Source organism: Enterococcus pseudoavium NBRC 100491 (assembly GCF_001544295.1).
GTDB lineage: Bacteria > Bacillota > Bacilli > Lactobacillales > Enterococcaceae > Enterococcus_A > Enterococcus_A pseudoavium.
In genome coordinates, this window is record NZ_BCQF01000024.1 from 14820 (window position 1) to 41529 (window position 26710).

General features: G+C 40.0%; 25 protein-coding genes and 1 riboswitch. Of the genes, 3 read left to right on the top strand and 22 right to left on the bottom strand.

All coding sequences use genetic code 11. The annotated features are described in order from the left end of the window. Nucleotides 1-9: 9 nt before the first annotated feature. From EP1_RS10590 to EP1_RS10635, 10 genes are all read right to left on the bottom strand, one after another. A complete protein-coding gene (locus tag EP1_RS10590; protein ID WP_067627185.1) occupies nucleotides 10-1257 on the bottom strand; it encodes a tetratricopeptide repeat protein in 1248 nt (415 codons plus the stop codon). Then, nucleotides 1258-2310, bottom strand: a complete 1053-nt coding sequence (locus EP1_RS10595) for a hypothetical protein (protein WP_067627188.1) — start codon at nucleotides 2308-2310, stop codon at nucleotides 1258-1260. Between the two features lie 155 nt (nucleotides 2311-2465). Next, entirely contained in the window at nucleotides 2466-3176 is a 711-nt protein-coding gene (locus EP1_RS10600) for a hypothetical protein (RefSeq protein WP_245630605.1), read from the bottom strand. A gap of 232 nt (nucleotides 3177-3408) precedes the next feature. Then, nucleotides 3409-3684 carry a non-specific DNA-binding protein Hbs gene (gene hbs / locus EP1_RS10605; RefSeq protein ID WP_010744623.1) on the bottom strand — a complete coding sequence of 92 codons (276 nt, stop codon included), beginning with the start codon at nucleotides 3682-3684 and terminating at the stop codon, nucleotides 3409-3411. A 227-nt stretch (nucleotides 3685-3911) separates the two neighbouring features. Next, nucleotides 3912-5222, bottom strand: coding sequence for a ribosome biogenesis GTPase Der (der, locus tag EP1_RS10610; protein ID WP_067627190.1), 1311 nt, complete (start codon nucleotides 5220-5222; stop codon nucleotides 3912-3914). A gap of 448 nt (nucleotides 5223-5670) precedes the next feature. After that, the gene (gene rpsA, locus EP1_RS10615; RefSeq protein ID WP_067627193.1) at nucleotides 5671-6888 is read right to left on the bottom strand and encodes a 30S ribosomal protein S1; all 1218 of its coding nucleotides are present in this window, start codon (nucleotides 6886-6888) and stop codon (nucleotides 5671-5673) included. Between the two features lie 146 nt (nucleotides 6889-7034). Then, on the bottom strand, nucleotides 7035-7706 hold the full coding sequence (cmk, locus tag EP1_RS10620; RefSeq protein ID WP_067627195.1) for a (d)CMP kinase: 672 nt from the start codon (nucleotides 7704-7706) through the stop codon (nucleotides 7035-7037). A gap of 60 nt (nucleotides 7707-7766) precedes the next feature. After that, entirely contained in the window at nucleotides 7767-8423 is a 657-nt protein-coding gene (locus tag EP1_RS10625) for a LysM peptidoglycan-binding domain-containing protein (RefSeq protein ID WP_067627197.1), read from the bottom strand. Between the two features lie 68 nt (nucleotides 8424-8491). Beyond that, on the bottom strand, nucleotides 8492-9886 hold the full coding sequence (locus EP1_RS10630; protein WP_067627200.1) for a RecQ family ATP-dependent DNA helicase: 1395 nt from the start codon (nucleotides 9884-9886) through the stop codon (nucleotides 8492-8494). After that, nucleotides 9877-10863 (bottom strand): helix-turn-helix domain-containing protein, encoded by a 987-nt coding sequence (locus EP1_RS10635; protein ID WP_067627202.1) that lies wholly within the window; start codon nucleotides 10861-10863, stop codon nucleotides 9877-9879. The genes EP1_RS10630 and EP1_RS10635 overlap by 10 nt, the downstream gene beginning before the upstream one ends. A 29-nt stretch (nucleotides 10864-10892) precedes the next feature. Here EP1_RS10635 and EP1_RS10640 point away from each other — a divergent pair, with 29 nt between their 5' ends. After that, nucleotides 10893-11105, top strand: a complete 213-nt coding sequence (locus EP1_RS10640; RefSeq protein WP_067627204.1) for a ferredoxin — start codon at nucleotides 10893-10895, stop codon at nucleotides 11103-11105. A gap of 61 nt (nucleotides 11106-11166) precedes the next feature. On the opposite strand, the gene EP1_RS10645 is transcribed toward EP1_RS10640, so the two are convergent. From EP1_RS10645 to EP1_RS10700, 12 genes are all read right to left on the bottom strand, one after another. After that, nucleotides 11167-11760 (bottom strand): ECF transporter S component, encoded by a 594-nt coding sequence (locus EP1_RS10645; RefSeq protein ID WP_067627206.1) that lies wholly within the window; start codon nucleotides 11758-11760, stop codon nucleotides 11167-11169. 120 nt (nucleotides 11761-11880) lie between these two features. Continuing rightward, nucleotides 11881-11999: riboswitch (FMN riboswitch) on the bottom strand. 66 nt (nucleotides 12000-12065) lie between these two features. Continuing rightward, on the bottom strand, nucleotides 12066-12782 hold the full coding sequence (locus tag EP1_RS10650) for a pseudouridine synthase (protein ID WP_067627209.1): 717 nt from the start codon (nucleotides 12780-12782) through the stop codon (nucleotides 12066-12068). Further along, nucleotides 12782-13363 carry an SMC-Scp complex subunit ScpB gene (gene scpB / locus EP1_RS10655; RefSeq protein WP_067627212.1) on the bottom strand — a complete coding sequence of 194 codons (582 nt, stop codon included), beginning with the start codon at nucleotides 13361-13363 and terminating at the stop codon, nucleotides 12782-12784. Before scpB ends, EP1_RS10650 begins: the two co-directional genes overlap by 1 nt. Further along, on the bottom strand, nucleotides 13360-14106 hold the full coding sequence (locus EP1_RS10660) for a segregation/condensation protein A (protein ID WP_067627214.1): 747 nt from the start codon (nucleotides 14104-14106) through the stop codon (nucleotides 13360-13362). Before EP1_RS10660 ends, scpB begins: the two co-directional genes overlap by 4 nt. Nucleotides 14107-14113: 7 nt before the next feature. Then, nucleotides 14114-14473, bottom strand: a complete 360-nt coding sequence (locus EP1_RS10665; protein ID WP_067627216.1) for a GNAT family N-acetyltransferase — start codon at nucleotides 14471-14473, stop codon at nucleotides 14114-14116. A gap of 13 nt (nucleotides 14474-14486) precedes the next feature. Then, nucleotides 14487-15377, bottom strand: a complete 891-nt coding sequence (gene xerD / locus EP1_RS10670) for a site-specific tyrosine recombinase XerD (protein ID WP_067627218.1) — start codon at nucleotides 15375-15377, stop codon at nucleotides 14487-14489. A 113-nt stretch (nucleotides 15378-15490) separates the two neighbouring features. Next, the gene (fur, locus tag EP1_RS10675) at nucleotides 15491-15946 is read right to left on the bottom strand and encodes a ferric iron uptake transcriptional regulator (protein ID WP_067627220.1); all 456 of its coding nucleotides are present in this window, start codon (nucleotides 15944-15946) and stop codon (nucleotides 15491-15493) included. 113 nt (nucleotides 15947-16059) lie between these two features. Then, nucleotides 16060-16917, bottom strand: a complete 858-nt coding sequence (locus EP1_RS10680) for a CvfB family protein (RefSeq protein ID WP_067627222.1) — start codon at nucleotides 16915-16917, stop codon at nucleotides 16060-16062. A gap of 117 nt (nucleotides 16918-17034) precedes the next feature. Beyond that, nucleotides 17035-18921 (bottom strand): cell division site-positioning protein MapZ family protein, encoded by a 1887-nt coding sequence (locus EP1_RS10685; protein WP_067627224.1) that lies wholly within the window; start codon nucleotides 18919-18921, stop codon nucleotides 17035-17037. Nucleotides 18922-19207: 286 nt separating this feature from the next. Next, nucleotides 19208-20317, bottom strand: coding sequence for an RNA polymerase sigma factor RpoD (gene rpoD / locus EP1_RS10690; RefSeq protein WP_067627226.1), 1110 nt, complete (start codon nucleotides 20315-20317; stop codon nucleotides 19208-19210). Between the two features lie 22 nt (nucleotides 20318-20339). Then, a complete protein-coding gene (dnaG, locus tag EP1_RS10695) occupies nucleotides 20340-22160 on the bottom strand; it encodes a DNA primase (RefSeq protein WP_067627228.1) in 1821 nt (606 codons plus the stop codon). Between the two features lie 151 nt (nucleotides 22161-22311). Continuing rightward, nucleotides 22312-22947, bottom strand: coding sequence for a lysozyme family protein (locus EP1_RS10700; RefSeq protein ID WP_067627230.1), 636 nt, complete (start codon nucleotides 22945-22947; stop codon nucleotides 22312-22314). 184 nt (nucleotides 22948-23131) lie between these two features. Here EP1_RS10700 and EP1_RS10705 point away from each other — a divergent pair, with 184 nt between their 5' ends. Together EP1_RS10705 and mprF are read left to right on the top strand one after the other, a co-directional pair. Continuing rightward, entirely contained in the window at nucleotides 23132-23854 is a 723-nt protein-coding gene (locus EP1_RS10705; RefSeq protein ID WP_067627238.1) for an alpha/beta fold hydrolase, read from the top strand. A gap of 3 nt (nucleotides 23855-23857) precedes the next feature. Continuing rightward, the gene (gene mprF / locus EP1_RS10710; RefSeq protein ID WP_067627232.1) at nucleotides 23858-26440 is read left to right on the top strand and encodes a bifunctional lysylphosphatidylglycerol flippase/synthetase MprF; all 2583 of its coding nucleotides are present in this window, start codon (nucleotides 23858-23860) and stop codon (nucleotides 26438-26440) included. The last annotated feature ends 270 nt before the right edge of the window (nucleotides 26441-26710 follow it).

Below are 26710 nucleotides of genomic sequence, written 5' to 3' on the forward strand. Positions count from 1 at the left end.
CTCACCTCTCTACTCTTCTAGTAAGGATTGTACTTCCAAGTCCCCCGGTTCCTGCTGTAAATAATTTGTTAAAACAGTCCGCGCCATTTCTAATTGACCGTCTTCTCTTAAAAATAGACCATATGCTTTTAAGAAATCCGGCTCATGTGCCAAGTCTTCATAAGCTTGTTTGTAATACGTCCGCGCCGCATCAAAATCTTCTAATTCATTATAGGCCTGAGCCAAATTCCAAGCAGCATAAGGATTGCCCTCTTCATCCATCTGGCTAATCATTTCAATCGCCTTGTCTGGCTTGTCCTCATTTAGATAGAGGTTACTCAAAGTTAATAACGTTTCATCTGTCTTATCACCTGTTTCAAGTGCTTGTAACAATAGTTCTTCTGCCTTCTGACTGTCTCGCAAGCGATACGCAATTTCTGAAGCCAAATGTAGCAATTCGACTTGATAAGGATTTTCTTTGATTCCTGCCTCAGCAGTTTGTAAGGCCTCTTCTAAAAGTTCCTCTTCCTTCAGACTATCAGCCAAGTAGTAGTAGCCACTTTGATATTCTGGATCAAGCGTAATGACTTCTTGCAAATAATTAATCGCCTTTTGATGATCATGCAGCTGGTAATAAGTAAAACCTAATTGGAACAACCGATCGGAAGTATGTTCTTTTTCCAAAGACCGTTCTAAGAAAGGAAGCGCTTCTTCAAAACCTCCCAACATACTATAAGCAGAACCAATCCGTTCATCGATGGAGATAGTGGCAATTTCATCAATTCCGTCTTTTTGTAGCTGACTGTACTCATTGATTGCCTCACCTAATTGATTATTCGAAAAATGCAGTTCTGCTAACGCAAAGGTAATCAGTGGTTCTTCTGGCGCCAATGTTTTCGCTTGTAATAATTTGGCTTCACTTACTTCAGGAATCCCTAAAACTTGATACAAGTCGGCGGTGATTAGCAAGCTCTCTAAATAACTTTCACTCGCTGGATCAATTTTTTCTAAATATTCAAAGGCACCGTCAATATCATCATCTTCAATCGCAATCTCTGCTAATGAAAGATAAAATACGTCTTCAGCTGGAAAATCAGCCACCAGTTTTTCTAAAATCCGCTTTGCTTCCTCTAAAAAGCCTAATCCCTTCAATTCCTCCGCTAAACTAGCCAGCATTTCTGACTCGTCTTTTTTTAGCGCTTCTTCAAACATTAAATTTGCTTCTGTTAAATCCTCAGCCTTCAAAGCGGCCAGCATTTTTTCACTATAACTTGACATTTATTCTCCTCTGATCTCTGTTACGATTTTTTGATACGCTTCAAATGTTTGCAGTAATTCTTTTTGGCTTGGAACCTTCTTCATGCCAGTCTCACCGATTTGGCGCAATTCTGTCAGTGGCCGTTCTTCTGCCAAAAGAATCACCTGCTGACCATAGTCAGCCAATGAAATATCCGCGGGCATGACAATGGGGAAGCCCAATCGCACCAACCATATCATAAAATTTTTGAAATTGAAATGAAGATTGCTTGTTTTAACATTCCAAGCTAGTTCAAATAGCAAGCCAAACATCGCCTTCATACTATTTGATAATAAGGAACCATTCTCGGTTTGAAAAAAGGCCTTCTCAAACGTTTTACCGAAATCTCGCAACTGCTCACTTTTTGTCTGATAATAATTAATCAGAGTCTCGCTAAAAGCCGCAAAAGAATGTTGCAACAGTGCTTCTCGCGTTGGAAAATTTACGTACAGACTTTGCAAAAATGGGTAGTCGCAAACGATTCCGCAACGAATCAACGTCAAGAGATCGACCATTTTCCCAGTTGTTTGCCGATCAGCTAAGGTATGATCAAACAAAATACTCTGAGGAGTCTCGTCAACTTCCATAACCGTCGTCAAGGTTTTAGCTGAAACGATTTGAGCTGAAAAAGAGAGGCTCTGGGCGAAGGATCGCAGTGAGACTGGCAGAAAACACAACTCCGCTTGAAAATTCGTGACATGATGTGTGAAGCCTAATAATTCAATCACACCTTCATTGCCAATCCCCAAGAAAAGAGTCTCTTGCGACCGATTAAACCGATCAATAAAATGAATCAATTCCTGAAAAGTATCCATCGTGTTGCAATAGCGGTTATTCGGTGTGATAAACCATTCATGAGTACTTGTCTCAGGGATAAACTGCCGCAATTTTTCCGCATATAAATCATAGTAGCGCTGATTGCCGCAAAAAAGAATCTGTTTATTTTCCAAATCCTTTTTCCGCATCATTGAAGCGACCGTTTCCCCATAAATGACTTTGGTCTCATTTTGTTTGTTGCGATAAGTCACTTCCACTATTCTCACCCCGTTTCTTTTATTTTATACTACAAAAAAACCTCCCGCAACAAATCTGCGAAAGGCCGTTAGACATTTTATTACTTTATTCTTAATAGAAAGACTAAAAATTAGAAATTAAACAACTACTGGCAGAAGAAATCAGCCAATTTCATTCACTGATCAGAATCTTGATGTTCGGTCAACGAGCGCTCCTGTGCATTGTCAGATTGACCCACTGTTGTCATTTGAGTCTGTTCTTCTGGGTGACTAGTTTGCGGTATTTGACTATCCGACTGACTTGGTTGTGGTGCTTGTTGCTGATTATTTTCTTGCTGAGGTACTTGCTGATTTTGTTGACCGTGATTGGCGGCTTCTTCCACTTGAGAGAGTTCCTCAAAAGTCAGTACCCCGTCATTGTTTAAATCGGAGGGCGAGTAACTTTCTTTAATGACACGTTCACCGTTAGACAAGATACGCAAGACAGTCACCTGCTCCCCCCACGGTGTCAGTAAAACTTGTCCGACACTCTCTGTATCGACAGTTGTTTCGGCTGTTCCAGAGGACTCCGTTGACACTGTGGTTGTATCGTTCAAACTGATCTCCCGTTTTGGAATAGCCTCATCATCAGAAGAACCATAAAAATATAATCCAACTAGGACTGCTAACAAGACCACCGGAAGTGATACAACCAATATTATAAAATTACGGCGTTTTCGCTTATGATCTTCCTGTTCCAACAAAGTTTCCGCTGCTAAAAAGGCCGCACGCCACTTAGGATCGTTCTGTCTTTGAGCAAGAAATTCATAAGAATGCCAGGAATCGTTTCTTTCGACATAAAATAGTCGCTCCTTTGCCATTGCACCACCTACTTTCTGCTTTTCCATTTTACTCTCTATTTTATTTTAGCTGATGGAAAGCCTTTCGTAAATTGAAAATTAAGTTATAAACTCGCAAAAAACGGGGAGTTGTTACAACGGCGAACAATTTTATTACTATTTATAATAAATTAAGGCAGCAAGCTCGTTAAAACTTCTGCCCCCTTTTCTCCACTTGTCAATTTTTAGTCACAAATAAACCCGTCGCAGCTCGAAAGCCACAACGGGTTTACTGTTGCAATTATTTAACTGCGTCTTTTAAAGCTTTCCCTGGTTTGAATGCAGGTACTTTGCTTGCTGGAATTTCGATTTCTTCACCAGTTTGTGGGTTACGTCCTTTACGGGCCGCACGCTCACGTACTTCAAAGTTACCGAAGCCGATCAACTGAACTTTTTCACCTTCAGCTAATGCGTCTTGGATAGTTGAAAATACAGCGTCGACAGCAGCGGTAGCGTCTTTCTTAGTTAAGTCAGTAGCTGCTGCAACTTTTTCGATCAATTCTGCTTTGTTTGCCATGAATGAATTCACCTCCTGAGAAATGAGTATTGATGCTTAAACACCAACCGATAACTGAGTGGTCCAGTCATCAGCAAAGAAATATTGATTTGGTCAATATTCTTTTATAACGATAGCACAAGAACCTTATGTTAGCAAGGTTTTTAGCGGGTTATCAGTTAAAATTCATGGTTGTTTTAGCATTCAATAAAATCAGTTGTCACTAAAATAAAAGTGTGTTAAAATACCTATTTTCTTCTGCGAGGAATTATTTTTATCGGTGTTCCTTCGAATTCAAAAGCTTTCCGAATTTGGTTTTCTAAAAAGCGTGCATATGAGAAATGCATCAATTCTTCCTCATTCACAAATACTACAAAGGTTGGCGGTTTTACTGCAACCTGAGTCGCATAAAAAATCTTCAGACGCTTGCCTTTATCCGTTGGTGTTGGATTAATTGCCACCGCATCCATAATCACATCATTTAAGACTGAAGATGGAATCCGCAAGTTTTGATTCATGCTGACTTCTTCAATCATGTTCGGGATCTTGTTTAACCGTTGTTTCGTCACTGCGGAAACAAAAACGATTGGGGCGTAATCCAAATAAGCAAATTCTTCGCGAATCTCTTCTTCAAACTCCTTCATGGTGTTTGTATCCTTTTTAACCAAGTCCCATTTATTAACAACGATAATCACACCGCGACCTGCTTCATGGGCATAACCGGCGATTCGTTTGTCTTGTTCCCGAATCCCTTCTTCACCATTTAAAACAACTAGCACAACATCTGAACGATCAATGGCCCGCATTGCTCGCATAACGGAATATTTTTCCGTATTTTCGTAGACTTTTCCTCGTTTACGCATTCCTGCAGTATCGATCATCGTAAATTCTTGTCCACTTTCACCAACAAATTTGGTATCGATCGCATCGCGAGTTGTTCCTTCGATATCCGAGACGATTACGCGATCTTCACCTAAAATCGCATTGATCAGAGAAGATTTACCTACGTTAGGACGGCCAATCAAACTAAATTTGATTGTTTCATCTTCTTCATCTTCGTTATCGGTTGGGAAATTTTTAACTGCTTCATCCAGAACATCCCCTAACCCTAGTCCATGACTTCCTGAAACAGGATACGGTTCACCCAAACCTAATGCATAAAATTCATAAATATCATTACGCATCTCTGGATTATCGACTTTATTGACCATTAGAATGACTGGTTTTTTACTGCGGTATAAAATCTTCGCTACCGCTTCATCTGCATCCGTCACGCCTTCTTTACCACTTGCCACCAGTAAAATGACATCGGCTTCATCAATCGCGATTTGGGCTTGCTGCTTAATTTGCTCCATAAACGGTTCATCACCGATATCAATTCCGCCGGTATCAATGATTGAGAATTCATGACCCAACCATTCACCTTTGGCATAGATTCGGTCCCGCGTAACCCCTGGGGTATCTTCGACAATCGAAATACGTTCTCCAGCGATCCGGTTAAACAATGTTGATTTGCCCACATTTGGACGACCAACAATAGCAATTGTAGGATTTGACATAACTTAACTCCTCGTTCCTTTTAATGTATTTATTTTTCTCAAGCGAAAAATAAGGTTGAGCTTCACTCCGTATACCATCCAACTAGTAAATTCTGTTTATTTCCAGTTCCTTTGCTGACAGTTGGACTGGCATCCTCGTTCCTTTTAATGTATTTATTTTTCTCAAGTGAAAAATAAGGTTGATGTTCACTATGTAACTGCCCCAGCCTCGATGTTTAAGTCGAGAATTCCGAATGGCGATTGGCAGATTCTTGCAAACTTTTATTTAAGATTCGAAAATTGCTCGTTTTCTTCAAATAGCCTTGAAAAGAACGAACAACCACATTTTTTCAAATTCTCCTTAGTTTAACGAAGAAAACTCCTTCTTGCAAGAGAAGGAGACCTTTTCATCTGTTAAATTAATAAAAAGGGCACGCCGATAAACTGGCCTGCCCTAAAATATCTATTTCTATTCTTCTGAATCAGTGTCTTTCAAGGCCTCACCTAAGATATCGCCCATTGTAAAACCAGTATTTTCTTCTGGTAATTCATAATGTTCTTCTTCAGCAGGCTCTTCTTTTGCTTCTTCAGGTTTTTCTTCCAAAGCTTTGATTGAAAGAGCAACACGATGATCTTCAGGATGCACTTCTAAAACTTTCACTTGGACTTGATCACCTTCATGCAAAACTTCATGCGGTGTTGCAATATGTTTGTGTGAAATTTGCGAAATGTGTACTAATCCTTCGACTCCTGGGAAAATTTCAACAAACGCACCAAAGCTCGTTAAACGTTTAACCGTTCCTTCAAGGACCGATCCCGGTGCCGCTTTTTCTTCGATATCTGTCCAAGGTCCAGGCAAGTTTGCTTTAATTGATAATGAAATCCGTTCTTTTTCAGGATCTACAGAAAGAACTTGAACTTCTACTTCGTCACCGACACTTAATACGTCGGCTGGTTTTGCCACATGACTGTGTGAAATCTCTGAAACATGAACTAAACCATCAATCCCGCCAAGATCAATGAATGCACCAAAGTCAGTTAAACGCGCAACTTGACCTTTGATTACTTGACCTTCGTATAAGTCGGCTAAAATTTCTTTTTTCTTCTCAGCTTTTTCAGCTTCAACCACTGCTTTATGAGATAAAATCAAACGATTCTCTGAAGGTTCGATTTCAATAATTTTGAATTTCAGTGTTTTTCCAGTATAGGCTGAAAAATCATCAACAAAATGATCATCGATCATGGATGCCGGAACAAAGCCACGTACACCTACATCAACGACTAGCCCACCTTTAACGCTGCTAGTTACTGGTGCTTCGATAATTTTTCCGTCTTTGAATTCTTTTTCAATATCTTCCCAAACTTTTTTCGCGTCTAGACGGCGTTTAGACAAAAGATAACTTCCGTTTTCTTTGTCTTTTCCAATAGAAGAAATAACGACCAAATCAAGAATATCGCCAACCTTGACTTCTTCATTGATATCTTCAACAGGTAATGTTGAAAGTTCTTTCGCAGGAACAACACCTTCTACCCCTGCACCTTCAATCCCAACGATAACTTGTTTATCTTCTAAGGCAAGCACCTCACCCTTAACAATATCGCCAACTTGAACTTCATTCACACTTTCCATTGCTGCTTCCATGGATACATTTTCGTTTTCCATCGAATTTTGTTCTAAATCTGTCATGTCGTTTGTCCTCCTTGCCACCAATTCTGCGTAAAATACACTACATCTTCTATTTTAGAATAATCCACATGAAAAATAAAGCGATTTCTTCTTTTTTTCTAAAAAATCGCCAGATATTCGCTTTATTTTTACTTTTTATCGATAAATTAGAAACCTTTTGAAGTGATGACCTCTTTAATTTTCGTTACTACTTGATCAATTGACATTCCAGTCGTATCGACCCGCTCAGCATCCGCCGCTTGAACAAGTGGTGAAACCTCCCGATGTGAATCTAAATAATCACGTTTAGCGATGGCTTCCTTGATAGACTCAAAATCCATTTGGATGCCTTTTTCTTTGTTTTCCTTGTAACGTCGTTGTGCTCGTTCTTCAACACTTGCTACTAGAAAAATCTTTACCTCTGCTTGCGGCAAGACAGTCGTGCCAATATCACGTCCGTCCATCACGATTCCGCCGGCCTTGGCCAACTGACGCTGTGCCTCAACAAGTTCCTCTCGCACGGCACTATGAGCTGAGACTTCTGAAACGGCTGCGGTCACATCCGTTTGACGAATCGCTTGGGTAATTTCTTCATCATCCGCAAAAACTAGTTGACCTTGCCGCGACTGTTTAAAAGTGATGGGATATTTTTTTGTCAACTCTGCCAAAGCCAATTCATCCGAAAAAGCGACGTGATGTTTGATCGCTAAAAAAGTAATTGCCCGATACATCGCACCGGTATCAACATAAATAAAATGAAAATCGTTTGCTAAAATTTTTGCTACGGTACTTTTCCCTGACGATGCTGGACCATCAATTGCAATTGAAATCTTTTCCATACTCTGCCTCTTTTCAATAAATAAGCCGTAATCGAATTCGATTACGGCAGGATATTCAACTTATTTAATACGGACTTCTTGGCCGGGATCAAAATAGAAGTTACTTCTATCCATACCATTAAGTTTTAAGAATTCATCAACACTTAAGCCATAACGTCCCGCGATTTGTTGTGGCCCTTCACCCGCTTGAACTGTCCCATACTGAGCATTTGCATCATCTTGCGAGCTTGAGCTTGGCGTTGTTTGTTGGGCTGCTGCTGCCGCTGACTGAGAAGCTGCTGCTTCTGCTGCCGCTTGCGATTCTGCTGCTGCTTGCGCTTGGGCTTGAGACTCAGACGCTGCTTGAGCAGCTTCTTGGGCTGCTTGTTGATCAGCTGTATCCGTTGATGCTGTAGATTCTTCGGTGCTGCTTTCTTTAGTACTTGATTTTTCTGTCGAAGATACTTTTGAAACTTGCGTGGTACTCTCAGGAGAGGCCGCTGGTTTGTCATTTCCGCGAGTAATCCAGAAAAAGGCACCAGCTGGAATCAAAATAAGGGCTAACAATAACGCGACCAGAATCGTCAAAAATTTAGTGTTTCCGCCGCCTTTGTTTCCTCCTCCGCCACTACGACGAGATTGGCTGCGTGAATAAGTTTCTTCTTCACCATCAGATTCATAAATATGTTGATCCCACGGTTCATTGTTCGTATCATTATAGCGATCTTTTCTACTCAATTTCTCTAACCTCCTAAATGCTATCGCCATGTATTATACCATAGCTCTTGAAAGTGTGGTGTCGATTTTCAATCTTTCTCAGTATTTTTAAAAATTTTTTGAATAATTTTTTTCCAGCCTAGTTGTTGCTCCAGCTGTTGTTGCTCCAAATTTTTCAGGGTGAGCGTAGCACCATCATTATCACAGCAGTCAGGATTTTTTGCGGTGAGCGTCTCATCAAAATAAGCAACTAAAAAATCGCGTCGACAAGTTGTGCTAGCAATATAATCTAGCATTTTTTGCAACTGCTGTTTCTTGGTTGTCGCGCGCTGATTCAATAAAGTGACTAATGCTTCACTCTCTTTAGGGAAAAATTGTTCCCATTTCTTAATTAAAGGATCCTCAAAGACTAGATCGCTCATTTTTTGTTTGATTTCAAATAGTTTTTTTGACTGATTTGTTTGTTCTTGAAGAAAGTGATGGATGTACTCATCGCCAGTTTCATACAATAAAATCGCTTGGCTGGGACGGCCATCTCTTCCGGCACGTCCGACTTCTTGCAAATAATTTTCAGGCGAATCCGGCAAGTCATAATGAATCACAAAACGAATATCTTCTTTATTAATTCCCATTCCAAAGGCATTAGTCGCGATTAAAATCCGTAACTTCCCTGATAAAAATTGTTGCTGCAACATTCGCCGTTCTTGCCCGCTGAGACCGCCATGATAATAAGCAATCGCTTGGTGCCCTTTAAAGGTTTGGTATAACTCTTCAACTTTCTTTCTAGTGGCACAATAGATAATTCCAGACCCTGCTAGCGAGGCAACCAATTTCTGAAGTTTTTGTGCTTTGTCTGTTTGATAGACAAAATAACGAATATTGGGACGATCAACGGAATAAATGTATTCTTGTGCCGGTTGATTGCTAAACAGCAACTTTTGAATATCGCTGCGGACATTTTGGGTCGCTGTTGCAGTGAGGGCTAAAACTAGTGAAGCCCCAATCGCCTGGATTCCCTCTGACAGCTTCAAATATTCCGGGCGAAAATCAATCCCCCATTGCGAAATGCAGTGAGCCTCATCCACGACCACCAAAGCCAATTTCATCGATTTCAATTTTTTTTGAACTGCAGGACTCAGAAACATTTCAGGACTCATAAAAATAAATTTGTACTTATGTGCTTCATTTAACAGCCATTGTTTTTCCCAGTTTGAAAGCAGACTATTCAGTGCTACTGCTTTTTTTTCGCCTAGGCGTTGCAATTGACTCACTTGGTCCTCCATTAGCGAAATCAGCGGAGAGATAATAACAACTGTTCCTTCCAACAAATAGCCCGGCAATTGGTAGCACAAAGATTTTCCCGTTCCCGTTGGCAACATTCCTAAGACTGATTTTCCTGCTAAAATGGTTTCAATGATCTCCTGTTGACCCGGACGAAATTGATCATAATCAAATTTTTCTTTTAAAACACGTTTCAATTCCATGGCTGTTCCCTCAGATAATAGATTTGTGATAAGCGAAAATTTAAATAGGACACTGAATAGTCTTGATAGTGTAAACCAATTACTTGCGCTTCGGTTAATCCCGCAAAATCAACTCGTTTAAAATGATCAAAAGGAAAAGCTTCATCTAATAAGGCCCATTCAATAAAATGATCATTGATTGTGCCCGGTTTTAAATGACGTAACCTTAATATTTCTTCAATCGTCTTATCTGCTAAAAAGTATTCTCTGGTTTTTAGCATACTTTGATTAAGATTCTGCTGATCCAAAGGGGCTAATAAGCGGCTTAACTCCCCCTCTTTTATTTGCGCCAAAAAAAGATCAATCGCACGCTGACGATACAGCTGGTCCCACGGCTCTACACGAAAGTTTTCCGGTAATAACTGAAACGTTGTTTTCCCCTGCTGATGATAGCCTGAGAATTGATTTGCCAAAAAATTGGCCACTTCAGTTGGCAGCTGACTGAAAATCTGGACTAGTTCTTCAGGAAAACGCTCCGTTAGTCCCGGATCAGAGTGAGCCAACCAAGTTTTTATCAACTGTAAATAATACGGCCGATTCTCGATTGGCAAATAATTCTTTTCACTGAAAGATAGTTGACTCACTACTTGCACAGCGAAAAGTAACAATTGCCAAACCTCCTCACGCATGCGGCCGTAGCGTAAATTATTGATCCCTTGCAAATCAATCCTTTGACGCGCTAAATACTCAGCCCCTTGCGCGGTCAAGCAACCAAAGCCTTCTTCAATAACGATCAACTCTTTTTGAGCTAATTCTTGTATCGCTTTTTGAAAAACAGCCGCCGTTAAATCAGGCAAAGCACCCAAATAAGCTAGATTTTTATAGAAAAAACCATGCAACAAAACTGAACTTGTCCGTTTACCGGTCAATAAATGATGTAAGGTAGAGATTCTTAACTTGTAGCCCGTCTGAAATAACGTTAAAATAAAAAAAGTCATAGTAAACGCTCCTGTGGAAGGTGAATAAAATGAAATGCGAAATTGTCCCTGAGCGCTGTATCGCTTGCGGTTTATGCCAAACGATCGCGCCAGAAATTTTTGATTATACAAACGATGGCTTAGTACTTTTTGTAGGCGAGTCGGAAGCCACCCATGAATTTATCCCTGAACCACAGCAAGCTGCGGTCATTCAGGCTGCCAAACGCTGTCCTGCCCACGCCATCTTATATCAGGATTCATAATAACATACATCAATTAAAAAAATCTCAGACGTTTTTGTCTGAGATTTTTTGCTTTAGTCATTTATATCGAATGATGCTGTGAAGTCAGCGTCTTTTTCGACAACCATGGAAGCAATTTAGCATGTAGAACTAAAAAGACTACACTGACAATTGTTCCTTTAAGTAGATTGAATGGGACGATTCCCACTAAAATGTAACGGCCTAAACCCATGCCTAACATTTGTCCAGCGGTCAGACCGAACGCCTTCAAGTAAAGCGGTGTAATGACAAAGTAATTGGCGATACTCATAAAGAGCGTCATTGCTAAGATTCCTAAGCCCAAACCCATAATCCGTTTTGCTTGGGTCTTTTCTCTAAATAGCAGAAAAATCGGCAACGTGTACAACGTTGAGGCAAAGAAACTGGCAACGTCACCAATCATATTATCAAAGGAAAAGCCAGTCATCGTTAAATGTAATAAGGAACGAATAAACGCAGTTGCAATCCCGGTCAGCGGACCAAAGATAAACATGTTAATCAAAACCGGAATATCACTAAAGTCTAACTTTAGGAAAGGAAACATCGGAACGATTGGAAAAGCAATAAATTGCAAAATCAATCCCATTGCTGCTGCCACTGCTACTGCTGTCATTTTTTGTAATCTTAAGTTCTTCATCTGAAATCCTCCATTTCGGAATCATCTTCATCGAACTATTTGAGTAAACGAGTGCAAACAAAAAACTCTATGCTTCAGAAAAAGCATAGAGTTACTTGAATACAGAATTACTCAAATAAGCTCTATCTTCTTTATCCAGACTGTACTGTCGGTATCGGAATTGCACCGATTCGGCTGCTTGCGCAGTTCGCGGACTATCACCGCCGGTCGGGATTTTCACCCTGCCCCTGAAGACGAACCTTAATTATTTTTTTGTACTCTTACTATAGCAACTTTACTATCAAAATACAAGTAAATGATTTTAATTATTTCGATTGGTTCAACAAACTATTGATCTCTTTTGTATTCAACCGACGAAATTCACCTGGACGTAACCCTTGTAAGGTCAAATCGCCATAACGTTCCCGTTTCAATTTTTGAACTGGTAAACCAACTGCTGCCAGCATATTTTTGACTTGATGATTACGACCTTCGTGAATCGTCAGCTCAATGATACTCGTTCCAGCCTTTTTATCGGTGGAAAGAATCTCAAAACGGGCGGGTGCGGTTTTCTTCCCTTCAATCCTAATTCCTTTTGTTAAAGGTAGGAGCGTTCTCTTTTCTGCGAAACCTTTGACTTTTGCCACATAAACTTTATCAATTTGGTGCTTTGGATGAGCTAGACGTTGTGAAAAATCACCGTCATTGGTCAAAAGTAAAATACCAGATGTATCATAGTCCAAACGGCCAACTGGATAAATCCGTTCCGGTACTGCCGCAAAATAATCAGTCACAACTTTGCGAGACTTATCATCCGTAACCGCGGAGATTACTCCACGCGGTTTGTAAAATAAATAATAAACCGGTTCTTCTTGGTAAATCGGCACACCATCGACTTCAACGATATCTTTCTTCCCAACTTTGGTCCCTAGCTCTTTAACTACTTCGCCATTGACTTTAACCCGACCACCAGTAATGTAGTCTTCGGCTTTACGACGAGATGCAATTCCTGCGTGGGCGATAACTTTTTGTAATCTCTCCATTATTTTTCATCCTCTTCTTTAAAGCGGTCATAAAATAAATCCAAAGGTTCATCCTCATCCGCTAAATCTTCTTCCATTTGTTGAACATCTGGTAACTCTTTTATGTCCTTCAAGCCAAAATAATCCATGAAATACTCACTGGTTCCATATAAAATCGCGCGACCTGGTCCGTCTACGCGACCCTTTTCCTCAATCAGTTGTCGGGCAACTAACGTTTGAACTGCTCCACTTGACTGCACGCCCCGTAGTTCATCAATCTCCGAACGAGTCACAGGCTGTTTGTAAGCAATAATCGACAATGCCTCCAATGCCGCTTGACTCAGACGATTAGCCATTGGCGAGCGAGCAAACTCTTTTAGTAACGGTGCAAATTCCTTTTTAGTCGTCAGTACAAAATGATTGCCTACCTCTAAAATAGTCAATGCTACCGTCTCATCTTCTTCATACTTTTTTTTCAAATCAATGATATTTTGATAGATTTCTGACGTTGAACGTTTCAAAGTAAAAGCCAGCTCTTCCAGCCCAATTCCTTCTTCACCTACCACAAAAAGCATCGCTTCGATTTGACTTAACTCGTTCATTGATTGGCTCCTTTAAAAATCAAGATTGGCGCATAGGTTTCTGCTTGTGTCGCCACTGCCTGCCCTTTTTTCATTAATTCCAACAGCGCCATGAAAGTAGTAATCAGCTCATCTTTCGTATACTCTACAAAAAAGGCCTCTAATGGCAGACCATCCTCCTTAGACAATTGGGCTAAACGCTGACCAATCTCATTGACTTTTTGTTCAACTGTGATTGCTTCAGATAAAACGGTCGTTTTCAGCGGCTGACTTTTCTTCTTTCGTTGCAAGACATCGTGTAGCGCCAAAAAAAGATCAATCGTATTCAACTGATTTTTCGGCAGCGGTAGGATTTCGTCTTCAAATTCTGAGAGATCCATCGGTGTCTTAGTATAAAATAAACTTCTTTCCTGTTCCTTCTCTGATAGGACAGTTGCTGCATATTTATATTTGCGATATTCTAACAACTGCTGAACCAACGCTTCCCGCGGATCCTCGCCTTCTTCATCCGCATAGTCAAAGGTCACTTCTGGTTTAGGTAAAAGTAGCTGACTTTTTATTGACATCAACGTTGCCGCCATGACAAGATATTCACCCGCCAACTCCAATTCCAAAGTCTTCATTGTATGGATAAAATTCATATATTGTTCAGTCACTTCCGCAATCGGAATATCATAAATATCAATTTCAAGCTGTTGGATCAAATGCAGTAGCAGATCTAGCGGCCCTTCAAAAACATCTAATTTTAAATTAATGGTTTCCATCTTACTTTTACTTACGCTCCTGCCATTTTGCTAAAAAAGGTGAAGTCGCTGGTGTACCGATGATTTTCCGTTCGGGATAGACTTCTTGCAACTCATTCATCATCATAATACTGACTCCTTCGCCACGATAAGAAGGATTTAAACTGATATCATGCAAAACGATCTCTTGATCATCTAATTCGCTGATACCGATGACTCCCTGAACGTTTTCAGAGTCCTTATCGTAGTAGCAAAAAAGCTGATAGCGATCATCTGCTTCATATGTATCAATTTCCTTTAAAAGATGTCGTTGGTCTTTCAAATTATCATGAAAGCTTAACAGCCCCATCGCGATTTTTCGTTGATTCGTTCGATATTGAGTAAGCATTTTCTTTCCTCCTTCAAGCCCGTGGGAAAAATTCTTTATAGACTTCTGTCATACGCCGTTTGGTAATGTGGGTATAAATCTGGGTTGTCGAGATATCCGCGTGACCTAACAGCTCTTGAACCGTCCGCAAATCAGCCCCATTTTCCAATAGATGCGTGGCAAAACTATGGCGTAAAGTATGCGGCGTCACATCTTTAGTGATCTCTGCTTTGATGACATACTGCTTCAGATTTTTCCAGATTCCTTGGCGGCTCAGTCCGTGACCATGGTTGTTTACAAAGAGAAATGTTTCATTAGGAGTCTTTTTAGTTAGTAAAGGACGAACTTCTGATAAATAACGCTCCAGCCAATGAATCGCATAATCCCCCAAGGGAACGATTCGCTCTTTGTCGCCTTTCCCAACAGTCTGTAAAAGACCCATCTCTAAATGAATATCCCCAAGTTTCAAGCCAATCAACTCACTGACCCGCAGCCCCGTTGCATACATCACCTCAAGAATCGCACGATCTCGAATTCCTAGATCGGTCGTCGTATCAGGAGTGGCAATTAGCCGTTCAACTTCAGCTAGCGAAAGGGTCTGAGGAAGTTTTTGCGCTTTTTTCGGGCTGTCAATATGCTGCATCGGGTCATGATCCGTATAACGCTCTTGACGCAAAAATTGATGAAAGCGACGAAGACTGGAAATCATTCGCGTGATTGTAGTAGAGGCCTTCCCAGCTTCAGTCAATTGGGCTAAGAAAGCCACCACGGTATAGCGATCCACGGCTTGCCATTCGCTAATTCCCTGCTCTTGCAAAAATGACAAGTATTGCTGCAAGTCCCTTTGATAACTAGTCCGCGTATTTTCCGAAAGTCCACGTTCAACTGATAAATAATGCAGATATTCTGTTATTTGTTCATCCATTTTTTCACCACTTTCGCTTTATCATAACAAAAAGTCCCTTGAAATGATAGCACGTATCTTTACAAGGGACGTTATAATTTCATTATAACTTAATTCATTTTTAGCTTGTAACTTTATGCTTCTTTTTTTGCTTGACAAGTTTGACAAATTCCATGAAAGGTCAAGCGATGATCCTTCACTAAAAAATGATAGCGAGATTCTACCACGCGTTCAACTTCTCCTAAAAGATCTTCTTCAATCTCTTCAATATTGCCGCATTCAAGACAAAGTAAATGATGGTGAAAATGCTCTGCCCCCTCTTTTCGAAGATCATAGCGAGCCAACCCGTCATCAAAACTAATTTTGTTAACGATGTGCAACTCAGTCAAAATTTCCAAGGTCCGGTAGACAGTTGCTAAACCAATTTCTGGACTTTTTTTCTTAACTAGAAAGTATATTTCTTCAGCGGACAAATGATCCTTTTCATTTTCCAACAAAACGAGAACCGTTGCTTCACGCTGAGGAGTTAATTTGAAGCCAGAATCATGAAGTTGTTTTTTGGTTTTTTGTAAGGCTAGGATTGCGTTCAAAGAAACCCTCCCTTTTCTATTTTAGAATTATTATAAACAACAGGATAGAAAACCGCTGTTTTTCTTAGAATTATTATAGTTTATCCACTATATTTATGCAAGAACATTCTCAATTAGCTTTTTAAACGAATCTGTCCTTCTGATTGCTCAATCAATTTTTCTTTTAACAAATGACCGATTGCCCGTTTAAACTGACCTTTACTGATTCCAAAAGCTTCTTTAATTTCTTCAGGAGCCGATTTATCCCAATATGGCAGACTATGTTCAGAATTGCGTTGCAATAACGTCAAAATCATCGCCGCATCATCATTGATCATTTCATAACTGCGGGGTTTCAATGACATATTCAAGACCCCATCAGGACGAACACCAATTACTCGCGCCTCTACAACTTCACCTAAACGCGGTTCTTGATAGCGTTCATCCGGATGGACAAAACCTAGATAGAAATCTTCTGTCAGCAAGTACGAACCCACGACTTTTAAACGATAGATTGTTCCTTTTTTATTTTCATTTTGCATTTCAGCATTCCCGGCACGACTCAGTGAGTGGAAAATCGCTTCATCTGCTAAAACGCCCCACATCCGATCCTTGTCATCGACCCGCAGACTAATCATTAAACGATCACCTTTTTTAGGCCATAGCTCCTTCATCGTTGGCATTTCGTCCAGCGAAACAACTAAATCTTTATCCGGTAGACCGATATTTACAAATACACCTAAATCACGGCGAACATCCGTTACCTCACCAAAGGCATAATGACCGATTCGAACTTGCGGGATAGTAGTTGTGAACATGGCAGCTTTCTTTTGATTCACATAGGCAAAACCTTCGATAGATTCCCCGATTTCATGCGGTTCTGCTGCATCTTTAAGTAACTGAAAAGTTACTCCATTCTTTTGGACTAAATACATCGTATCATTTTCATCAATGATTAATCCGGTAAATACTTGACCTAATAATTCATTCATTCCATTTTCTCCTAACACATCATAATAAAGACATTAAACATATCTTTGGGTTGAGCTTAATCTAAAAAACAAGCAGTAAAGCTGGGAAGATATTCCTCCCCAGCCCTATTTTTTATTTTAATTTGGTCCATTTCCTTTGAACCAGCCAGTTTTGCAGTTGATTGTAACTAAATACATCGGTAAATCAGAATTCGAATAACCTTTCGTTAACGACGCTCGGTTCGAAGTGGCGTACAGATTGTAGTATCCTTCACCGTTTTCAATTTTTACTGGTTCCAGACTATAACCGCCTTCAACGATGTAGCCTCGTGAGATACAAGTCTGAATCACCTTCTCTTTGACTCCAGGAGCCCAAGCATAAGCATCACTGCTTGTATCTCCGGCTTGACTAGTGTCGGTGTCAGCTTTTTTTTGAGCTTCTTGAGCTGCCTTTTCTTTGGCGGCTTTCTCTGCTGCAGCTTTCTCATCAGCCGCTTTTTTCTCTTTATCTTTTAACATTTGATCGACTTTTGTCAATTCATCCTTTTGAGATTGAACTAAGGCTTGATTCGCCACTGCTTTGACTGCATTATTAGCCGCATTATATTGATCACGACTGACAGAATCAATTACCTTGCCATCCTTCAATAGACTGTCCGCCGCTTTTTTAGCTGCTTCGACCTTACTATATTGATCTTTTGCAAGATCGATTGCCTGATTCAATAAATTATTAAAGGCTTGATCATCAGTATTGACGGTTGTATTAACAGGTTCTGCTACTTTAAGTAACGGCTTTTCAGCAAGTTTCTCGCCATTAATCACCGGATTAGCGAATAATTGATTAACCGCTTGTTCAGCTTTTTGCTTATCTGTGAGCGAGTCGTATTCTCTTTTTAACTCATCATACCGCTTGTTATCCTTATATTGAGCCAGTTCTTCCGAAATACTACTAGGATCCTGATTGACCTTATCCGCCACTAAAAAGGTCTGATCTTTATTGGTATAATAACTTGCAATATCGGCGGCAATTGAATCAAGCGCTTTATTTTCCTTTTTAACTGTTGCAATTCGCTGCGCTTCTACTTCTTTTTCATGATGATAGTAGTAGCCTCCGCCAATTCCTAAAACCGCCAGTGCTGCTAAAGTGATATAGCGTTTTTTTCGACTTTTCTTTGGTGTTTTTGTGGAAGTGTCCGAATCTTTTACGGAAAGATTTCCGTCAGCATCAGTTAGTGTTTCTGGCTCTGCAGTTTTCTCGGATTTTATATCTTCTACTGGCTCCTCAGATTCAGCGGGCGTCTCAGTAGCAGCTGCTATTTCTACTTCTTCAGTTGCAGTAGAAAGTTCTTCCTCAGATTTGAGCATTTCTGGCTCTGGTGTTTCGAGCGCCTCTGGTTCTGCTGTGACTTCTGGTTCTACTGTTTGTTCTGATTCTTCACCTTTCGCCGGTTCTACTTCTACTGGCTCCTCGGATTCGGTTGGCGTTTCAGTAATGGCTTCTTTTTCAGTTGTAGTAGAAAATTTTTCCTCAGATTCGACTGCTTCTGACTCTGCTGTTTCAAGGGTCTCTGATTCTGTTGTGACTTCTGACTCACTAGAATCTTTTTCTTCTGTTGGCAACTTCGATTCAGCCGTTGAAATTTCTGACGCTTCAACTTCTACCGGGCTATCCGTATCCGGTTTTTTAGCACTGTCAAATTTTTCTTCGTCAACTTCCATTTCACTTTTATCATTATCTGAGGCAACGAAACCTTCTTTATGCTCACGAATATACTGTGCCAAAATCGGATTCATTTCAATCGGTTCTTCGACCGTTGCTTTTTCATCCGCTTCTTTCAGCTTATCCTCGTTTTCTTTAAACATCTTTTGGACAGATTCAATTGGCAATTCAGCTAATTCAGACCATTCGATTGTATCGTTTTTATCTTCATTGTTTTGATCATTTAACTGTAAGGAAAAGCCACACTTCGGACAAGTCGCATATCCTTCGACTGGCTCAAAACCACAGTTGGGGCATTTTTGCAATGAAATCGGCTCCTTTTTTTCAATCGTATGCTTTAATCTATCATATGTTTGGGGATGTTCCAAGCAATTTTCGAATGAATTAATCAAAAATAATAAATTTCAATTCCAATGGATTTTTCTTGTTTTTAAAGGCTTTTATCTAGGAAAAGCTCTTAACAACTAGCGATTAGCAGGAGTGTTTTCGAAAAAAACAGGCGGCATTTCTGCTAAGCACTTAGATCTTCTGTATTTTCAATCAGAACAGTAAAAAAACTCTTTGAGAAATCTCTCAAAGAGTTTAAAGAGGCTATTCTAAGAAATCTTTTAATTGTTTTGAACGTGAAGGGTGACGTAATTTCCGCAATGCCTTGGCTTCAATTTGTCGAATCCGTTCACGCGTAACACCAAAGACACGGCCCACTTCTTCTAACGTACGTGTTCTACCATCATCTAAACCAAAACGTAGACGCAAAACATTTTCTTCACGATCAGTCAAGGTATCCAAAACATCTTCCAATTGTTCCTTCAACATTTCAGACGCTGCATGTTCTGCTGGGCTAGTTGCTCCATGATCCTCAATGAAATCACCTAAGTGGGAATCATCTTCTTCACCAATCGGTGTTTCCAATGAGACTGGCTCTTGCGCGATTTTTAAAATTTCACGAACTTTTTCGGTTGGCAAGTCCATTTCCGCACCAATTTCTTCCGGAGTTGGTTCCCGTCCTAAATCTTGCAATAATTGACGTTGAACGCGAATCAATTTATTAATCGTTTCAACCATGTGAACTGGGATACGGATTGTCCGAGCTTGGTCTGCGATCGCACGAGTGATGGCTTGGCGGATCCACCAAGTCGCATAAGTTGAGAATTTAAAACCTTTCCGGTAATCAAATTTTTCAACGGCTTTCATCAAACCCATATTTCCTTCTTGAATCAAATCAAGAAATTGCATACCTCGACCAACATAACGCTTAGCGATACTTACTACTAAACGCAAGTTTGCTTCAGCCAACCGTTGCTTCGCTTCTTGATCGCCTTGTTCGATTAATAGCGCAAGTTCAACTTCTTCTTCCGCAGTCAGTAATGACACACGGCCGATTTCTTTAAGGTACATACGAACCGGATCATTGATTTTGACACCAGTTGGGGCCGATAAATCTTCTTTTTGCGCAGCTTTTGCTGTTTTTTCATTTTGTTTCAAACTCGCCTTAGAAGGTTCACCATTTTCGTCGACTACGCTGACACCCGCGTCTTCAACTTTTTGAATCAATTTATCCATTGCGTCAGCATTTAATTCATACGGAGTCGCCAATCGATTGGTCAACTCATCATACACCACTTGACCCATTGGTTTCTTTTCCTTAATTAAGGCTGCTACCGCTTTTTCGTACTCTTTTTTATTTTTTACATCTGCCATAAAATAAATGCCCCTTTCACTTCTAGGCTTGTTTCAAGCGTTTCGTCAATTCGATAATCTGAACGGTCAGTTCTAATTCCCGCTGTTGGTTCCCGCTTTTTCTGGCCTCAAGCTGCTCTTTTTGTCGTTGTTTGATTTCTTCAGCAATGCCAGATTGTGAAACCACCCGCATTAAGTCATAAATTTCTCGCTCATTACTATCTTCTGACATGGATATCATAGAGATGTCGATGGCTAATTGCTTCATCTCATTCTCTTTTAAATAATTCAGGAAGTCCGCTAAAACAAAATTTCCATGAACCATCATATAACTATCTAAGTAAAGAAGCAATTCTTGATATTGATCGTGGATAAATTGAAATCCCGTTTGAACCAATTGTTCACGAATCGAAGACTCATTCATACTTCGATACAACAGCATTCGTTCCGCTTTCTCTTCTTTGGTCAAGACTTTTTTGACGGGTTGCACCGAAACCGGAGAAACCGGTGCTTGTTGCTGGCGTCGTTCGGTACGAATTGTCTGCCGGACCATTTGCAGCTGCTGTTTCAAACTCTCCCGAGTCAACTGAAACTCATTGGCTAACTGCCCTAAATATAGATCTTGTTCCATCGGCGACTGCACTTGAACTAAATCGTGCATGACCGCTTCTAAATAATTTAAACGGTCTGCTTCATTTTCCAAGTTCAAACCCTTTTTTCGATAATGCATTTTAAAAGCAAACGGTGTTTGTCGGCCGTGTTGCAATAAATTTTGTAACTCAGTCACACCATATTTCCGCAGATATTCATCCGGATCGAGTTTTTCCGGTACTGTTACCGTCATCAAGTTTAAGCGGCTATGAGCACCTAAAATCGATAGCGCCCGATCAGTTGCTGCTTGACCAGGATCGTCTCCATCATAAGCAATCACAATTTGTCCCGTTACCCGTTCAATCGCTGAAATCTGCTGCTCCGTCAAACTCGTTCCCATTGAAGCCAAACCATTTTTTATGTCTGCCTGCCAGGCCGCCAACACATCCATAAAACCTTCAAACAAGATAGCTTCACCTTGCTTGCGAATCTCATTACGGGCTTTATCAAAGTTAAATAGAACTTGGCGTTTATTAAATAACTCCGTTTCTGGTGAATTCAAATATTTGGGCTGATCCTCACCCGGAAAATCTTGCGTCTTCAACAGCCGTCCCGAAAAGCCAATTGGCTTGCCTCGAAAATCATTCAAGGGGAACATTACCCTCTGGTAAAAACGATCACTGAAACTACCATCGTCACGACGAATAAATAATCCGCTGCGTTCCATCAAATCGGTATTGACTTTTTCTTGCTGAGCTACCTGAACCAAGAAATCCCGCTGATTCGGTGCAAAACCAATTTTGAATTCACGAATTAATTCATCACTTAAGCCTCGCTCATGAAGATACGTTAACGCGGCTTCGCCAACTTTGGTATTCATCAATAAATGGTGGTACAAATCACGCGTCCGTTCATGTAAAGCAATCAATTGTTGATGATCCGTAGATGTCTGATTGACCGGTTCACTTGAAATCTCAATATCTAAAGGAATTTGTTCAATATTCGCAACTTTTTTGACTGCTTCAGGAAAGCTAATTCCTTCAAGTTCCTGCAAAAACGTGTAGACATTACCTCCTTTGCCGCAACCAAAACAGTGGAAAATCTGTTTATCTTCGGCAACTGAAAAGGATGGTGTTTTCTCTTCGTGAAATGGACAAAGTCCCAAATAATTTTTGCCGGATTTTTTTAATTGCACATACTGCCCAATCACTTCGACAATATTTGTTTTTTCACGAATCTCATCAATAACTTGTGGGGGAATTCTTTGCGCCAAAAAATCCTCACTCCAATTCCCAAAAAATATGATAACAGCTGTAAAAAATCGCCCCAATTCATCTTCCGATCAGCGCGATTTTTTTAGACAAATTTATACAGTTATCATTTTAGCATATTTCTTTATTATTACAAGTTTTCCGCTCATTAATTTAAGCATGTTGAAACCTTTCAAAGAAGGAAATAAAACGTTGGTTCATTTGAACAATCTCCGCATAAAACATGTTGCCGCCATTTTGATATAAATAACCGCCATTGTATAAAACCGACTGCAGCTGCATATAACGATACGTGTGCTGTTGGTCATTGCCATAGCCTGGTGACAATACGTCACGCGAGTACTTTTCAGCGAGCTCTACACTGTTTTTACCGCCGTGTTCTTGGACGTATTGAATGTACTTTGTTCCAAAATTATAAGCTTGAATTGCGGTTTCTAAATCACAGCCCGCAGCCTGAGCCTGCTGATAACTTTCAGCAAAATGTTTAACGCCGCTTTCGATGCTCTCTTGCTGACTCGTAATCTTACCCCGACTACCATAGGCACTTTCGGAGCTTTGCATCAAATCCGTCCCTTTTCCTTTGGATTCGGTGTACATTATTCCCAAAATGATATCGGTGTAGTCTCCTACTCCGGTTTGTTCAGCTAAATGTTGCACGTCATTCCGGTAACTATTGACTATTTTAGTAGTGTTATATGTTCGAACTGTAAAAATCCCTCCAGCGATAAGCGCTATGAGAATTGCCAGTGTAATAATTATTTTTAGAATTTTCCCAATTATCTTCAACATAAAATCTGCCCAACCATCTTCTTTTTTTCTTTATTCATACTACAAGAACTTAACAAACTTTTGAAAGCATTAATCAACAGCTTTATATTTAATTAATTATTCTAAAGTTTTCCTATCGTCTGATAATTAAATTAATGTGCAAGAGTGGAAAAAATCGGTATACTTATGGTTGGTAGGTGATGTTGTGAAAAATGAAAAGAAATTCGCAAATATGCGTGATGGTTCAGAAATTTATTATGAAAAATACGGCCAAGGTCCGGCCCTTTTTTTACTTCATGGAAATGGCGGCAGCGGAAAATATTTTTCTAAACAGTTAAACAGTTTTAGCAAGCATTTTAACGTTTATGTTGTCGATAGCCGGGGACATGGACGCTCCACGAATACCCAAAAAGAAACGAGCTTTCAATTAATGGCAACAGATCTTGCGACCATCATGGAGCAAGAAAAACTTGAACATGCTGATTTCTTAGGTTTCAGCGATGGCGCTAATTTGGCAATGGTTTTTGCCCGTCTCTATCCTAAAAAAGTTGACCATTTGATTTTAAATGCCGGCAACACCGTGCCCAGCGGCGTCCGAACAATCCCTCATCTGTTGAGTTATGTCCAATACGCTATCGTTTGGATCGGAGCTTTTGTGGATACAGGGATGCGGAACTTTTTACCAATTCTTCGACTGCTTTTTAGGGATATTGGTTTATCTACTGCCGATCTGGAACAAATCCAAGCACCTACATTAGTAATTGTCGGCAAGCATGATTCGATTAAAACCCAGCATTCTATGTATATTGCTAGGTCGATTCCTAATGCTAGTTTCGCGATCGTTTCGGGTCAAGGACACATGTTTGCCCGCAGAAATCCAAAGCGTTTCAATCAAGAAGTCTTGCAATTTCTAATTGAGAAGGAGTGATTTTTGGTGGAAAAGGTAATTGCATGGTTCAAAGCACATCTAAGTAAATTAAAAGTGATTTTTTTACTTTCCGTGATTATTATCGTTATCTTTGAATTATCTAATATCGCAAAAACAATCTCTTTTAATCAGCTTTCAACAATTTTTAGCCAAATTAGCATCTGGAACATTTTACTGATGGCTTTGATTGGCTTGGTTTCTGTCATACCGATGATCGGTTATGACTTTACCTTGAACAATATTTTGGAACAAAAACCTAAAAAACTATACATTTTTGAAACTAGCTGGCTAGTCAATACTTTAAATAATATCGCTGGCTTTGGCGGCTTTGTCAGTGCAGGTCTAAGGTCAGAATTTTATGGCAAGCAAACTTCTGGTAAAAAAGTAGTCCAGGCTTTGTCGAAAATTTTAGTCTTCACCATGTCAGGCCTGTCTATTTATGCGCTGATCTCTTTTTTCCTCGTGATGTTCGACGATCATAATCAGTATCTGCGCCAATATTGGATCTGGCTAATCGGCGGCGGCTTATATTTCCCGATTGTTTTTACTTTGAGTTTATTCGGGAAAGGCGAATATTTGGGTGATCTGAAAAGTTCTCAACGTCTTCAGTTAATCGGTACTTCTCTGCTTGAATGGACCGGTGTCTTAGTCAGCTTTATCTCTACTGGACTTTTAATGGGCGTCGATGTCAGTATTCGGGATGTCGTACCGTTGTTTATCGCTGCAACAGTGATTGGGATCGCTTCAATGATTCCTGGTGAGTTGGGTAGTTTTGACTTAATGATGATCATCGGTCTCTCCGCCTTAGGAACTCCGAGAGAAACTGTGGTGGCTTGGCTCTTGCTATTTCGTTTATTTTATTACTTAATTCCTTTTGCTATTGGTTTGATTTTATTCTTTAAGAGTCTCGGTAGTACTATCAATATGCGCTACAAAGGAATTCCCGTCAGCCTATTAAAAGAGCTGGCACATAAACTGGAGACGATCCTATTGTATTTTACAGGAATCATGTTGGTTCTATCGGCAACAATTCCTGAAGCTTTTATTCGGATGCCATTCCTGCAGCATTTGAATCCGATTCGCTCGCGCGTAATCGTTGTTTTCCCAGCAATTTTGCTTGGCTTCTTATTGATTGTGGTCGGCCGCGGGATCTCGGCACGTGTAAAACGAGCCTACATCCCTACGATTGTTATCGTGGCCTTAACCTTTTCCTATTCGATCTTAGCTGGATTTCGAATTTCAACAGGAACATTTTTAGCATTGTTACTACTTTTTGTTATTTTCTCTAAAAATGAATTGTTTCGCGAGCAATTAGTATACTCGGCTGAGTGGTTGACGATTGATGGAATCATTATCGGTGGACTGACAATTTTATACATCATTATTGGTGTTTACAACAGTCCAAACATTCATCATCGTCATCATCTACCAGAATTTTTCCTATTTCCTAGTGAGAAAATCTGGTTCGTCGGATTTGTCGCTATCTTAGTAGTAGCTTTCATTATTTTATTGCTGATTCGTTTTTTGAAAAATAAGCGAATTCAAATCGGTGAGACCCCCGACGAAGCACGGATTCAACATATTTTAACTACTTATGGCGGAAATCCCGATAGCCAACTTGTCTTTTTAAACGATAAAAAAGTTTTTTACTATAATGATGGCGTAGAAGACACTGTTTTCTTTCAATTATCTACCTTTAACAATAAAATCTTAGTTATGGGTGACCCTTCAGGAAAAAAGGATGATTTTGAAGCAGCTGTGGAAGCTTTGATCAATGAAGTTGATCGTTACAATTATTTGCCGGTCTTTTACGAAAATAGCGAAGAGATGGTCATGATCCTTCACGAATTTGGCTATGATTTTATCAAGTTTGGCGAACGAGCTCACGTTCATTTGCCAGATTTTACCTTAAGCGGAAAAAAAATGAAGGGTCAGCGTGCTAGTTTTAACAAAGTTCTTAAAGCAGGGTACCAGTTTGATGTTATTAAACCACCGTTTTCTGCTGAAACAATGACCACTTTAAAAGTTATCTCAGATGAATGGTTGGATGGACGGAAAGAAAAGGGCTTTTCCCTCGGTTTCTTCTCGAATGACTATTTACAACGTGCACCCATTGCCGTAATCAGAAACGATCAGCAAGAAATTGTCGCATTTGCGAATTTCATGCCTACTTATACTGATTCGATTGGAACGATCGATTTGATGCGCCACAGTCCTGAACGAGCGCCTAGCGGTACGATGGATTTTCTATTCATCAACTTATTTCAATACACGCGCGATGAAATGGGACTTGAATATTTCGATTTAGGCATGGCTCCTTTGGCCAACGTGGGAACTTCTCGAAAAAGTTTTACGCAAGAAAGAATCGCCTATCTAGTATATAATTTTGGCTCCCGTTTTTATTCTTTTGGCGGTTTAAAAGAATATAAAGACAAATATGCCAATAAATGGTTTTCAGAATACGTTTTGTATTCCCGCGACAGCTGGATTGGTTATGTAATGATCGCATTGTTAATTACCGACAACGCCCCGATTCAAGGCGAAAAGAAAGAACGCGGATTACGCCACTTATTTTTGAAATCCTAATAAAACTTGGAGTTATTAAACAAACAGACGAAGACTCAACTTATCAGTTTTGATAAGCAGAGTTTCTTCGTCTGTTTTATTATGATTATTTGCTATTTAACTAGGCTGACTCTTTTTTCAGCAGAAAATTATCTCCCCCACTAAAAGCCATTAAAGAATCAGCGAGCTCCAGCTCTTCATGTATAGCGAACTTTCCAGTATGGTTATCATTTTGTACTATGGAAAATATGAAAGCCCCTCTTTTGCAATTGAATCTAGTTTAAAAAAACA